The 13,932-nt window shown below is 49.8% G+C and carries 10 protein-coding genes and 3 tRNA genes; 10 read left to right on the top strand and 3 right to left on the bottom strand.

Translation table 11 applies throughout. From position 1 onward, the window contains the following. Positions 1–14: 14 nt before the first annotated feature. Positions 15–1,385, top strand: coding sequence for a DNA repair protein RadA (gene radA / locus BQ6873_RS04075; protein WP_076591505.1), 1,371 nt, complete (start codon positions 15–17; stop codon positions 1,383–1,385). 20 nt (positions 1,386–1,405) lie between these two features. Here radA and hpnE read toward each other — a convergent pair whose 3' ends face one another. The 3 genes from hpnE to hpnC all read right to left on the bottom strand — a co-directional run bounded on the left by hpnE (position 1,406) and on the right by hpnC (position 4,535). Continuing rightward, the gene (gene hpnE / locus BQ6873_RS04070; RefSeq protein ID WP_076591504.1) at positions 1,406–2,731 is read right to left on the bottom strand and encodes a hydroxysqualene dehydroxylase HpnE; all 1,326 of its coding nucleotides are present in this window, start codon (positions 2,729–2,731) and stop codon (positions 1,406–1,408) included. Next, on the bottom strand, positions 2,731–3,564 hold the full coding sequence (gene hpnD / locus BQ6873_RS04065) for a presqualene diphosphate synthase HpnD (protein ID WP_076591503.1): 834 nt from the start codon (positions 3,562–3,564) through the stop codon (positions 2,731–2,733). Before hpnD ends, hpnE begins: the two co-directional genes overlap by 1 nt. A 152-nt stretch (positions 3,565–3,716) precedes the next feature. After that, positions 3,717–4,535, bottom strand: coding sequence for a squalene synthase HpnC (gene hpnC, locus BQ6873_RS04060; protein WP_076591502.1), 819 nt, complete (start codon positions 4,533–4,535; stop codon positions 3,717–3,719). A gap of 391 nt (positions 4,536–4,926) precedes the next feature. Between hpnC and BQ6873_RS04055 the strand changes: the two genes are divergently transcribed. The 9 genes from BQ6873_RS04055 to BQ6873_RS04015 all read left to right on the top strand — a co-directional run bounded on the left by BQ6873_RS04055 (position 4,927) and on the right by BQ6873_RS04015 (position 13,920). Further along, positions 4,927–5,013 (top strand) — tRNA-Leu (locus BQ6873_RS04055). A 29-nt stretch (positions 5,014–5,042) separates the two neighbouring features. Continuing rightward, entirely contained in the window at positions 5,043–6,392 is a 1,350-nt protein-coding gene (tig, locus tag BQ6873_RS04050) for a trigger factor (protein ID WP_076591501.1), read from the top strand. Positions 6,393–6,419: 27 nt separating this feature from the next. Next, positions 6,420–7,049, top strand: a complete 630-nt coding sequence (clpP, locus tag BQ6873_RS04045) for an ATP-dependent Clp endopeptidase proteolytic subunit ClpP (RefSeq protein ID WP_076591500.1) — start codon at positions 6,420–6,422, stop codon at positions 7,047–7,049. Between the two features lie 157 nt (positions 7,050–7,206). Beyond that, a complete protein-coding gene (gene clpX / locus BQ6873_RS04040) occupies positions 7,207–8,478 on the top strand; it encodes an ATP-dependent Clp protease ATP-binding subunit ClpX (RefSeq protein ID WP_076591499.1) in 1,272 nt (423 codons plus the stop codon). 236 nt (positions 8,479–8,714) lie between these two features. Further along, positions 8,715–11,129 (top strand): endopeptidase La, encoded by a 2,415-nt coding sequence (gene lon, locus BQ6873_RS04035; RefSeq protein ID WP_076591498.1) that lies wholly within the window; start codon positions 8,715–8,717, stop codon positions 11,127–11,129. Positions 11,130–11,377: 248 nt separating this feature from the next. Beyond that, entirely contained in the window at positions 11,378–11,650 is a 273-nt protein-coding gene (locus tag BQ6873_RS04030) for an HU family DNA-binding protein (protein WP_076591497.1), read from the top strand. Positions 11,651–11,736: 86 nt separating this feature from the next. Next, positions 11,737–11,812: transfer RNA gene (locus BQ6873_RS04025), tRNA-Val, on the top strand. A 36-nt stretch (positions 11,813–11,848) separates the two neighbouring features. Next, positions 11,849–11,925: transfer RNA gene (locus BQ6873_RS04020), tRNA-Asp, on the top strand. Positions 11,926–12,006: 81 nt separating this feature from the next. Then, positions 12,007–13,920 carry a SurA N-terminal domain-containing protein gene (locus tag BQ6873_RS04015; RefSeq protein ID WP_076591496.1) on the top strand — a complete coding sequence of 638 codons (1,914 nt, stop codon included), beginning with the start codon at positions 12,007–12,009 and terminating at the stop codon, positions 13,918–13,920. Positions 13,921–13,932 lie beyond the last annotated feature (12 nt).

Below are 13,932 nucleotides of genomic sequence, written 5' to 3'. Positions count from 1 at the left end.
AGAAATCCATCCAGATGGCAAAAGCCAAAACCAATTACACCTGCAGCGAATGTGGCGGCGTTACCAACAAATGGGGCGGACAATGCCCAGCCTGCGGCACCTGGAATACGCTGGTCGAAACCGTCATTGAATCAGGCTCGAATCGTTTTTCTACGCAGCATCAAGGTCTGGCGCAAACTGCGCCGGTGTTGAGTCTGGCGGACATCGAAGCGATAGACGTGCCGCGTTTTGGTACCGGTATTGAGGAATTCGATCGCGTGCTGGGTGGTGGATTAGTCGCCGGCGGCGTGGTGCTGATAGGCGGCGATCCTGGCATTGGTAAATCGACCTTGCTGTTGCAAGCCTTGGCCAATCTTTCACGCATCAAGAAAGTTTTATATGTCAGCGGCGAAGAGTCTGGTGCGCAGATCGCATTGCGCGCGAAACGTCTGGCTGTCGATGCCAAGGATCTGAAGTTGCAGGCTGAGATCCAGCTGGAAAAAATTCTGAACACGCTGGCTGAGCACAAGCCGGATGTGGCGGTAATCGACTCCATTCAAACCGTGTACTCCGATGCACTGAGTTCAGCACCGGGTTCTGTTGCACAGGTGCGTGAATGTGCTGCGCAATTGACGCGCATCGCCAAGCAAACAGGTGTGACCATCATCATGGTTGGACACGTGACGAAAGAGGGCGCGTTGGCAGGGCCGCGCGTGCTAGAACATATTGTCGATACGGTGCTGTATTTTGAAGGCGATACACACTCCAGCTTCCGCCTGGTGCGTGCGATCAAGAATCGTTTTGGCGCAGTTAATGAATTAGGCGTTTTCGCGATGACGGAAAAAGGCTTGAAAGGTGTCTCCAACCCTTCGGCACTTTTCCTCTCGCAACATGACAATCCTGTGCCTGGTGCTTGCGTGATGGTGACGCAAGAAGGTACGCGTCCATTATTGGTAGAGATACAGGCCTTGGTCGATACCTCGCACTTGCCGAATGCGCGACGTCTTTCTGTTGGTCTAGAACAAAATCGTTTGGCAATGCTGCTGGCAGTCCTGCATCGTCACGCAGGTATCGCAGCGTTTGATCAAGATGTTTTCATCAATGCAGTGGGCGGTGTAAAAATTACAGAGCCGGCAGCCGATCTGGCAGTTTTGCTGGCGATACATTCATCGATGCGTAGCCGGCCTTTGCCGCGTGGTTTGGTGGTGTTTGGTGAGGTCGGTCTGGCTGGCGAGATTCGTCCTGCGCCGCGTGGTCAGGAGCGTTTGCGTGAAGCGGCCAAGCTGGGATTTTCTCTCGCATTGATTCCAAAATCGAATATGCCCAAGCAAAAAATTGAAGGCTTGACCGTCATCGGTGTGGAACGCATTGATGAAGCCTTGAACCGTGTGCGCGAACACGAATAGGTTGCGGCTGATTTATAGAATCAAGCGAAATGCTGTTTCAGTAAGGTAGCGGCTTTAACACCGCTGCGTACTGCAGATTCCAGCGTCGCCGGATAATCGCTGGCCAGATAATCGCCGGCGAGAACGAGATGAGGGAATACGGTTTTTTCTTCCGGACGTTGCAAGCCCGGCGTACAGGAAAACGTTGCGCGTTTTTCTGAAATGACCTTGCTCCATTGCGGCTGCGCCAATTGTGGCATTTGTAGCGAGCTGGCCAGTTGTGCTGCAATCGCTGCAGACAATGCTTCCTGCCCCAACTCAGTCGCTGCTGTTGATACGCTGACTACCACCGCAAGCAAGCCATCCTGGCTTGCATCTAGTTGTCCGCGATCAAATACAAATTGCCCCCAAACTCCTTGAGTCGCATCGTCCGTCAATGCATAGAAAGGTGCGGTGAGTCGCGTTCCTACCGGATATTGCAAATAGCAGGTAGTGATCGGTTCGTAGTCGAACGCTGGGACTTCTGCTTCCGATCCAGTCAATAATGCCGCTGCTGTCGTCGCCTGCGTTGCTATGACGACGCCGTCAAATAATTCTTTAGTCGATTCTTCGTTTTTCAGCGTGAGCAGCCACTGTTGATCACTGGCAGTTATTTTTTGTACGCTAGCTCCTGCTTTGACGAAACCTTTCTTTTGCTCAATAAAAGCAGCGGCTTGTTGCGGCAGCAAGGATGTCAGGTTTGTGCGCGGGATCAGCATATCGGACGCGGTACGCGCAGCACCGAGGCTATCTCGCAATACATTCAGAAATACTTGCGCAGACGCGCGTTCCGGCGGTGTATTGAGTGCCGCTATGCAGAGCGGTTGCCACATCAACTTGATCAGACGCTCGGTTTGGTCGAAACGCTCCAGCAATTCGCTTACGCTGCAATCGGTATGCAAGCGCCAATCCATCCAGCGTGCGGTAGTGGAAAAACGTGCGAGCGCCATCTTGTCTGCGCCGCTCAAGCCGGTAGTACGCAACAATGCGGCAAACAGATGAAAAGGAGCCGGTAGGCGCGGTGCCACAAAGTCCATGCCGTCACAGCCGGATGGATAGCGCATTTGCAGTGGCAGGCGTAGCAGTGCGTCGTTTGCTGCCACACCTATGGTTTTTAACAGACGCAGCGTTTCGGTATAAGCGCCGAGCAGGATGTGCTGCCCGTTGTCTAGCAACTTGCCTTGAATCTCGACGGCGCGCGCGCGGCCGCCCAAGGTACGTGATGATTCGAATAGTGTTACTGCGTGTCCGGCAATTGCCAGTTCAACCGCCGCTGAGCAACCTGCCCAGCCAGCGCCGATAACAGCAATTTTTTTTGCTTCAGTCATTAACCGCGTACATAGGTAATCCACGCCAGCCACAACTTGCGGATAGGTGTGAGAGAAATACGCTGGTTCAATACATGAAAGCCATCACGTTCGACTTCGTTCAGTACCGCGCGATAGATGGCCGCCATGATCAGACCAGGGCGCTGTGCGCGTCGATCTTCTTTAGGTAATAAGGCGAAGGCTTCGTCATACAATTTTTGTGCGCGTGCAGCTTGAAATTGCATGAGCTTTTCGAAGTTGTCGCTATGACGTGCGTTCAGGATGTCGGCCGCGGTGACATTGAATTGCTGTAGCTCGTTGACTGGTAGATAGATACGGCCTTTGCGCGCATCTTCGCCGACGTCGCGGATGATGTTCGTTAGCTGAAACGCCAGTCCCAGCTTTTCAGCATATTGCAATGTTTGCGGATTCGTCACACCAAAAATCTTGGCGGATAAAATACCGACCACACTGGCAACGTGCCAGCAATATTTTTGCAGGCCAATAAAGTCGAGATAACGATTCTGGTCGAGATCCATCTCCATTCCATCAATAATGGCAATCAGATGTTCGATCTCGAGGTCGTATACGCTCAGATGCGGTTGCAGTGCTTTAGTCACTGGATGTGTAGGTGTGCCAGATGTCATCGTGGCGACTTCCTTGCGCCACCAAATCAATTTGGTGCGTGCAATTGAGACATCAGTACATTCATCAACGGTGTCATCGACTTCGCGGCAAAACGCGTACAGCGCGGTAATGGCGCGACGGCGATCCGGCGTCAGGAACAGAAAGCTGTAATAAAAGCTGGAACCGCTTTGTGCGGTTTTTTGTTGGCAGTATTCGTCGGGAGACATAAATAGGTAGATGCGAGTAGGGCGCTAGACGCTGAATGAAGCCGCTATGCTAGCCGACTAAGGCAATCGGAACAAATAATGTCTGGCGATTTCGAATAAATTGTTGGGCGAAGCACGTTTGAACGCTGGGATTGCAAATTAGGCTTGACGAATTATTGCGCCTTCATGCGGATTGCACGTCCCAAAAGAACCAGCCAATCGCTTTTTCCTAGTTTCGGGCGATGGTGGAACATATCGTAATCTGATGCTTCTATGCGCTCCAGTATGCGCAATCCTCCTTGTACAACCAGGCGTAGCTCCCAGCCTATGCGCCCGGGCAAGCGCATTGCCAGTGGTGCGCCAGACAACAGCATGGCGCGAGCACGTGCCACTTCAAATTGCATCAGCTTGCGCCATGCAGCGTCTACGTCTTGGCTGGCAATTTGTTTTTCAGCAATGTTGAACGTCTGCATATCTTCCAGCGGCAGATAAATACGTTCTTTCTTCCAATCGATTGCGACATCCTGCCAAAAATTGATGAGTTGAAGCGCAGAGCAGATGGCGTCTGAGTCACGCAGATTTTCCGCATTGGCCGCGCTATATAAATGCAGCATCAAGGTACCGACCGGATTGGCAGAGCGGCGGCAGTAATCCAGCAGGTCATCAAAATTTGCGTAGCGCGTGGTGACGATGTCTTGCTTGAATGCAGACAGCAGGTCACGGAATGGTTGCAAAGACAATTGATACTCTGTCACGACTTGAGCCAATGCTCTGAACAGAGCCATATCGGGTGTTTCTCTTGCCTCGATTTGATCCAGGCCGTTTTCGTATTCTGCCAGCGCAGCTAATCTTTCCTCCGGCGTGGCATCGCCTTCGTCGGCCAGATCATCTGCGCTACGGGCAAACGCATAAATGACTTCTACTGCCGGACGCAACTTGGCTGGCAGGAGTATGGATGCAACAGGGAAATTTTCGTAATGATCGACAGACATGAGTGCTTTGAGACGCGTAATCGGTAAATGAAGCCTAATTAGCAAAGAATAAAAGTTTCTTTGCTGAATGCTGACGGTTAGCCTGCATAGTAATTGAAAATAGATGCGTCTCTGCTAAATCAGCGCGGGTTTCTAGCTTATTGATTAGCCACTTTGCTGCTCGCTATAGCCTCAATCTATTGCTTAAATGCGAGTTAAATATCCCTCTCAGAGCAAGCGTTTAATCGGCCAGAGTGGGCAAAGTGTCAAAAATCAGCGCAGGCTTCGTAAAATCCAGTAAAATCCCGGGTTGAAGTTGAACAGCCGATACAAAAGGCAGTGCAGGGCGACCCTAATTTTCACTTCGTGGTCGCCTTTTGCTTTTGTATTTGCGCACTTAGTGCACATTCCCGCGAGGATGGCGAAATTGGTAGACGCACCAGGTTTAGGTCCTGACGCCAGCAATGGTGTGGGGGTTCGAGTCCCCCTCCTCGCACCACAGAATTTTTTATTTTTTGGACGATTCACATGGCAACTGCAGTCGAAACTCTGGACAAACTTGAACGCCGTATCACGATCACCGTGCCTATGGCTGATGTACAAGCGGAAGTTGAAAAACGCCTGAAAGTCCGTGCTCGTACGGTCAAGGCGCCTGGCTTCCGTACTGGTAAAGTGCCGATGAAAATGGTCGCGCAACAGTACGGCTATCAAGTCGAAAACGAAGTATTGAACGACAAAGTAGGTCGTGCATTCAACGAAGCTGCTAGCGAAAACAATCTGCGCGTTGCCGGTTTTCCAAAAATCGAACCGAAAACTGACGATGCTGCTACAGATGGCACCATGGTTTTCAATGCAACGTTTGAAGTTTACCCAGAAGTTAAAGTGGGTGACTTGTCGGCAGCCGAAGTGGAAAAAACTACGGTTGACGTCAGCGATGCAGAAATCGATAAAACCATCGACATCCTGCGCAAGCAACGCGTGCACTACCACGTCAAAGGCGAGCAAAGCGCGCACGGCGATGGCGGTTCCGATCTGACAGCTAAAAACGGTGACCGCGTCACTATCGACTTCGTCGGCACCATCGACGGCGTTGAATTCCAAGGCGGTAAAGCTGAAGACTACGCTTTCGTATTGGGCGAAGGCCGCATGTTGGCTGAATTTGAAGCAGGCACTATCGGCTTGAAAGTTGGCGAATCGAAAACCTTCCCGTTGGCATTCCCAGCTGATTACCACGGCAAAGATGTTGCTGGCAAAACAGCTGAATTCACGATCACATTGAAGCAAATCGAATGGGCGCATCTGCCAGAAGTCGATGCTGAATTTGCAAAATCGCTGGGCATCCCAGACGGCGACCTGCAAAAAATGCGTGAAGATATCAAAGTTAATCTGCAGCGCGAAGTCAGCAGCCGTATCAAGGCCAAGACCAAAGACAGCGTCATGGATGCACTGATCAAGAACAGCGAGTTGGACGTTCCTAAGACTCTGATCGATCAAGACGTAGAGCGTTTGATGGAAATGACGCGTCAAGATATGACTCAGCGCGGTATGAAAGTCAGCGACTTGCCATTCCCACCTGAATTGTTCACCGAGCAAGCAGAGCGTCGCGTGCGTCTTGGTTTGATCTTGGCAGAAGTCGTGAAAGCGAACGATCTGCAAGCAAAACCAGAACAAGTTAAAGCGCAAGTTGAAGAATTCGCGCAGAGCTACGAAGACCCACAACAAGTTCTGAAGTATTATTTCAGCGACCGTAGCCGTTTGGCCGAAGTTGAAGCCCTTGTATTGGAAGAAAACGTCGTCAACTACGTGCTGGGTAAAGCGAAAGTAACCGAGAAACCGGTTGCGTTCGATGAATTGATGGGTAACAACGCACAAGCTTAAGCACTTGTGCGCTCATAAGGAAAGCACATGACCACAAGCATGACTCGTACTTCTGCTCTTGATACCGATATGCTCGGTATGGTTCCAATGGTGGTCGAACAGAGCGGTCGCGGTGAACGCGCATACGATATTTATTCGCGTTTGCTGAAAGAACGCATCATTTTCCTGGTTGGCCCGGTGAATGATCAATCGGCCAATCTGGTTGTTGCGCAGTTGCTGTTCCTGGAAAGCGAAAATCCGGACAAGGATATTTCCTTGTACATTAACTCGCCAGGCGGCTCGGTTTCGGCCGGCATGGCGATTTATGACACGATGCAGTTCATCAAGCCGAATGTTTCGACTTTGTGCACTGGCTTGGCTGCGTCGATGGGTGCTTTCCTGTTGGCAGCTGGTGAGAAAGGTAAGCGTTTCTCCTTGCCTAACTCGCGTATCATGATTCATCAGCCTTTGGGCGGTGCGCAAGGCCAAGCTTCGGATATCGAAATCCAGGCACGCGAAATCTTGTATCTGCGTGAAAGATTGAACGGTATTCTTGCTGAAAGAACCGGCAAAACGATAGACGAAATCAGTAAAGATACTGATCGCGACAATTTCATGTCGGCCGATGCTGCTGTTGAGTACGGCATGATCGATAAAGTTTTGACAACGCGCGCTTGATTCGTTGGCTATGTAATAAGTGACGCCCGGGCGCATCAACGTTCGGGCGTTTTGTTTTGTGGCGCAGGCCATTTCACACTAACTTTTTTGCATGGCGTGACGAATTTGTAATTCGCAGGTAATATCAATCACTATCCAACCATAGATAACGCGCACCATGTCAGAGAAAAAATCCTCAACCGGCGAAAAATTGCTCTACTGCTCGTTCTGCGGCAAGAGCCAGCACGAGGTGAAAAAGCTCATTGCTGGGCCATCCGTGTTTATTTGCGATGAATGTATCGATTTATGTAACGACATCATCCGCGATGAAGCATCGAGTGTAGAAAGCGTTGCCGGTCCGCGTACGGATCTGCCAACACCACAAGAGTTATGTGAATTGCTGGATCAATATGTGATCGGGCAGAACGCCGCCAAACGCATTTTGTCGGTCGCTGTCTACAATCACTACAAACGACTGAAGCATCTCGGTAAGAAGGACGATGTAGAACTGGCCAAGAGCAATATCTTGTTAGTCGGTCCTACTGGTTCCGGCAAGACCTTGCTGGCGCAGACACTGGCACGCACTCTGGACGTACCGTTCGTCATCGCCGATGCAACGACGCTGACTGAAGCTGGTTACGTTGGTGAAGATGTGGAAAACATCATCCAGAAGCTTTTGCAGAACTGTAATTACGAAGTCGAACGTGCGCAAAAAGGTATCGTCTATATCGATGAGATCGACAAGATCTCACGCAAGTCAGACAATCCATCGATCACACGTGACGTATCCGGTGAAGGCGTGCAGCAAGCCTTGCTGAAGTTGATCGAAGGTACGATGGCTTCAGTGCCGCCACAAGGTGGTCGCAAGCATCCGAATCAGGATTTCGTGCAAATCGATACAACCAACATCATGTTCATCTGCGGTGGTGCATTTGATGGCTTGGCGAAGATCATTTCCGAGCGTTCGGAGAAGAGTGGTATCGGTTTCTCGGCTAGCGTGAAGAGCCGTGAAGAACGTACTGCCAGCCAGGTCATGCTGGATACCGAACCTGAAGATTTGATCAAATTCGGTTTGATTCCTGAATTGGTCGGCCGTCTGCCAGTAGTGGCAACATTGCGTGAACTGGATGAAGAAGCATTAATTCAGATCTTGCTCGAACCAAAGAATGCGCTGATCAAGCAATATTCCAAATTATTGCAAATGGAAGGCGCAGAACTGGAAATCCGTCCTGCTGCTTTGCAGGCAATTGCGAAGAAGGCAATTGCACGCAAAACCGGTGCACGTGGTTTGCGTTCGATACTCGAACATGCATTGCTGGACGTCATGTTCGAATTGCCGAATGAGCAAAATGTTGCCAAGGTTGTCATTGATGAAGGAACGATCACAAATGGCGCGAAGCCATTGCTGATCTATCATGAGCAACCTAAAGTATCTGGAGCAAAACAGTAAAGTTTTGTAAAAACAGGCAGAAATTACCAAAAACGGGCTTTTTTAGCCCGTTTTTCAATTAAAACGCAGTACAATTAAAACCAGCAGGGATCATTCAGGCTTCCATAGTAAAGCCACTTCGAAGACAACTTCGCGGGTGGCTTTTTTATTTTTCTGGATGATTTTTGTTGCTGTCCGGGCTTGTGTTTTGGCCGTTAGCGCCAACATCATTAACACGTTTATAGATAAGGCTCGCCATGACGACTACTATTTCCACTGAACAAACCCAACTGCCGCTGTTACCGTTGCGTGATGTTGTTGTCTTCCCGCACATGGTAATTCCTCTGTTCGTCGGTCGTCCTAAATCAATCAAGGCGCTCGAAGCCGCAATGGAGCAAGGCAAGAGCATCATGCTTGCCGCGCAAAAAGCTGCTGCCAAAGACGAGCCGTCAGCCGACGATATTTATGAAATCGGCTGCGTCGCCAATATTCTGCAAATGTTGAAGCTGCCAGACGGCACCGTAAAGGTGTTGGTCGAAGGCGCGCAACGTGCACGTATTCATCACATCAGTGAGCTGGATACGCATTTCGTTGCTGATCTCACGCCGATTGAATCCGAAGCGGGCGATGAGTCCGAAGTGGAAGCGATGCGTCGCGCGATCGTTCAACAGTTCGATCAATACGTAAAACTGAACAAAAAAATCCCGCCAGAGATACTGACTTCGCTGGCAGGCATCGATGATGCCGGCCGTTTGGCTGACACCATCGCTGCGCACTTGCCGCTCAAACTTGAGCAGAAGCAAGTCATCCTCGAAATCTTCAACGTAGCGAAACGCTATGAGCATCTGCTCGGCCAACTGGAAGGCGAGCTCGACATTCTGCAAGTCGAGAAGCGCATCCGTGGTCGTGTGAAGCGCCAGATGGAAAAATCGCAACGCGAATACTATTTGAACGAGCAGGTCAAAGCGATTCAAAAAGAATTGGGCGAAGGTGAAGAGGGCGCTGATCTCGAAGATCTCGAGAAGAAAATCATTGCTGCCAAAATGCCTAAGGAAGCATTGGCCAAGGCTCAGAATGAGTTGAAGAAACTCAAACTGATGTCGCCAATGTCGGCTGAAGCAACGGTTGTGCGCAACTACATTGACACCTTGCTTGGTTTGCCTTGGAAGAAAAAATCGAAAGTGAATAACGATCTGGCCAATGCTGAAAAAGTATTGGAAGACGATCACTACGGTCTCGACAAGGTGAAAGAACGCATTCTGGAATACCTCGCCGTGCAACAACGCGTCGACAAACTGAAAGCGCCTATCCTGTGCTTCGTCGGACCTCCAGGCGTGGGTAAAACCTCGCTCGGCCAATCGATTGCACGTGCAACGAACCGCAAGTTCGTACGTATGGCTTTGGGTGGTGTACGTGATGAAGCCGAGATTCGCGGCCATCGTCGTACTTACATCGGTTCTATGCCTGGCAAGATTTTGCAAAGCCTGGCGAAAACCGGCGTACGTAATCCGTTGTTCCTGCTGGATGAGATCGACAAACTTGGTATGGATTTCCGTGGCGATCCGTCGTCGGCTTTGCTCGAGGTACTCGATCCTGAGCAAAACCACACGTTCTCGGATCACTACGTTGAAGTCGATTTTGATTTGTCGGATGTGATGTTTGTTGCGACTTCGAACTCGTACAACATTCCGCCAGCCTTGCTCGATCGTATGGAAGTTATTCGTCTGTCGGGTTACACCGAAGATGAAAAAACCAGCATCGCACAACGCTATTTGTTGCCTAAGCAGATCAAGAACAATGGTCTGAAAGAAGACGAGATCAGTGTGGCCGAATCCGCGATACGCGACATCATTCGTTACTACACGCGTGAAGCCGGTGTACGTTCGCTGGAACGAGAAATTTCGAAGATCTGCCGTAAGGTCGTGAAAATGTTGCTGCTCAAAAAACAGGACAAAAAAGTCACGATCTCAACCAAGAACCTTGATAAATTCCTTGGCGTACGTCAATTCGATTTCGGCGTTGCCGAAAAAGAAAACCAAATCGGTCAGGTCGTCGGTTTGGCATGGACCGAAGTCGGTGGTGATTTGCTGACGATCGAATCGATGGCGATGCCAGGTAAGGGCGGCATCATTCGTACCGGTACCTTGGGCGACGTGATGAAGGAATCGATCGAAGCAGCGCGCACAGTTGTGCGTAGCCGCGCGAAGAAACTTGGTATCAAAGCCGACATCTTCGAAAAGAGCGATATCCATATTCACGTACCTGAAGGGGCAACGCCTAAGGATGGTCCATCGGCTGGTGTAGCGATGACCTTGGCGATGGTGTCGGTGTTCACAGGTATTCCTGTGCGTGCTGATGTTGCGATGACGGGCGAGATTACCTTGCGTGGCGAAGTATTGCCTATCGGTGGCTTGAAAGAGAAACTGTTAGCGGCGCATCGCGGTGGTATCAAGACTGTTTTGATACCTGAACAAAACGTGAAGGATCTCGCAGAGATTCCAGACAATGTGAAGAACAAGCTTGAAATCGTTCCAGTGCGCTGGATCGACAAGGTGCTTGAAATTGCATTGGAACGCGCACCAGTACCGTTGACGGATGAGGAAGTTGCAGTGGTTGATACTGCTGTTGCCAAACCTGCTGAACCAACTGATCCCAGTGTCATGAAGCATTGATTGTCAGCATTTAAAAAGCGCTCTTCGGAGCGCTTTTTTTTCGCGTAAAAATATCGTATGCATGAATGTTGAGAATCTAAAACAGAAAAAAATGTTAATTTTCAGAGGGAAAAGCTTTGCAAAGCGCTTGACACAAGGCTTTGCGGCTTGTTTAATACTTCCTGCAGATTTTTCTGCGTCCGCATCGTCGTCTTACTACTTTTTCGTAAGAACGAGATGCGGTATTAAACCTTTGTGAGGGGACGTAAGTGAATAAAACCGAATTGATTGACCACATTGCTGGTTCCGCTGATATTTCCAAAGCTGCGGCAGCACGCGCGCTTGACGCTGTGATCGGTGCAGTCAAAACCACATTGAAAAAAAATGGCACTGTTACCTTGGTTGGTTTCGGTACATTTTCCGTAGGCAAACGTGCAGCACGTACGGGTCGTAACCCACGTACTGGCGAAGCCATCAAAATCAAAGCAGCTAAAGTGCCTAAATTTAAACCAGGCAAAGCTTTGAAAGACGCGGTTAACTAGTAGCAAATTGATTCAACATGCTGTAAAATAATTTCTTTTGCGGCGTGGTGACAACGCTGTATGTTTGTCTGGTTAAGCAAAGATTTGGGTGCTTAGCTCAGTTGGTAGAGCGGCGCCCTTACAAGGCGTAGGTCGGCGGTTCGACCCCGTCAGCACCCACCATCAGTCAAACTCGCAAAATAAACATCAAGTAGTTTAGGAGTGGTAGTTCAGCTGGTTAGAATACCGGCCTGTCACGCCGGGGGTCGCGGGTTCGAGTCCCGTCCACTCCGCCAAAAACCAAAAAGGCGAACGAGAGTTCGCCTTTTTTCATATATGCGACGTATTGATCGCGCTTTGTCTGTGATTGGTTAGCCATGTTTGATTTCATTCGCACCCACCAACGTCTGATGCAGTTTCTGCTGCTGCTGGTAATTTTCCCTTCGTTCGCATTGTTCGGATTGGAGAGCTACACCAGTATGGGCGACTCTTCCACGACCGTTGCAAAAGTTGATGGTCAGCCGATTACGCAACCAGAATGGGATGCGGCGCAACGCGACCAGATGGAGCGTTTCCGCCAAATGTTTGGCGAGCAATTCGATCCGAAGATGTTCGATACGCCAGAAGCGAAACAAGAAGTTTTGGAAAATCTGATTGCACAACGTGTGTTGGCAGCCGAAGCCAAGCGTGAAAAATTATCCGTCTCGGATCAAACCTTGCAACAAACCATTATGGGCATGGGCTTGACCACAGCCGATGGCAAGTTTGATATAGAACGATACAAAACACTGTTGGCAGCGCAAGGCATGACGCCAACAATGTATGAAAGCAATTTGCGTCATGACTTGACCATGCAGCAAGTCAATGCGGCGATTCAAGCAACAGCTTTTGCGCCGGACTCACTGGCCAAGCGTTTGTCTGAGCTGGGCGAGCAAGAGCGCGAAGTGCAATACCTGACATTCAAGGCACCTGACTATGCTTCACAAGTCAAGGTGACGGACGACATGCTCAAAGCGTATTACGACAAGAGCAATGAGTTTTCCGTGCCAGAAGAAGTGAAGGCGGAATACGTAGTGCTGACGGCTGATGCGCTTGCTTCGCAAATCAATGTGAGCGATGCGGACATCAAGTCGTACTACGAGCAAAACGCAAAACACTATGGCGTGGATGAGCAGCGTCGTGCCAGCCATATTCTGGTTGCCGTGAATAAAGATGCATCTGATGCAGATAAAGCCGCAGCGAAAGCCAAAGCAGAGAAATTGCTGGAAACACTACGCAAGAATCCATCTGAATTTGCCAAGCTGGCGAAAGAGAATTCGAACGATCCAGGTTCTGCAGAACGTGGTGGCGATCTCGGCTTTTTTAGCAAAGGCATGATGGTCAAACCATTTGAAGATGCTGCTTTCAAATTGAAGCAGGGCGAGTTGAGCGATCTGGTGCCATCGGATTACGGTTTCCACATCATCAAAGTAACGGCGATCAAACCGGCATCGACCAAATCTCTGGATGAAGTCAAAGGCGAAATCGCCAATGAAATCAGAAAACAATTAGTCACCAAGAAATATGCGGAAACCGCAGATGTTTTCAACAATACGGTTTACGAACAAGCTGATAGCCTGAAAACAGTGGCTGACAAACTGAAGCTGAAAATTGAAACAGCTAACAATCTGTCGCGCCAACCGAATCCTGCTATTGCACCGACTGCACCGTTCAATAATCAGAAATTCCTGGCTGCATTGTTCTCCGAAGATTCGTTGAAAAATAAACGCAATACGGAAGCAGTGGAAGTTGCGCCAAATACGCTGATCGCTGGTCGTGTAATTGAGTACAAGCCTGCAAGCAAGCGTCCTTTCGAAGAAGTGAAGGCGCAAGTACGTGATCGCGTCATTCAGGTTGAAGCTACTGCTCTGGCTAAAAAAGCGGGCGAAACGAAATTGGCTGAGTTGAAAGCGAAGGATGATGCGACTGGTTTCTCGGCAACGCAAACAGTATCGCGTGCGAAAAGCCAAGGCGTGAATCCAGCTTTGTTCCTGGCAGTGATGAAAGCGGACACCAGTAAGTTGCCTGCGTATGTTGGCGTTGAAGTGCCGAATCAAGGTTACGGTGTATTGCGCATCGTGCGTGTGGTACAACCGACGAAGGTCGATGATGCCAAGCGTCAAGCCGAGAAGCAGCAAATCACTGCAGCGTTGGCTCAGGAAGAGATGCAGGCATATATCGATGTCTTGAAACAAAAAGCCAAAGTGAAAATTCTTAAGCCAGCTGTCGCCAAGACAGATACTGTGGAATAAAGACTTTATGCA

It is taken from the genome of Herminiimonas arsenitoxidans, from assembly GCF_900130075.1.
GTDB classification, from domain to species: Bacteria; Pseudomonadota; Gammaproteobacteria; order Burkholderiales; family Burkholderiaceae_D; genus Oxalicibacterium; species Oxalicibacterium arsenitoxidans.
The sequence above is the reverse complement of the archived record's forward strand: the minus strand, read 5'-3'. Positions and strand labels throughout refer to the sequence as shown.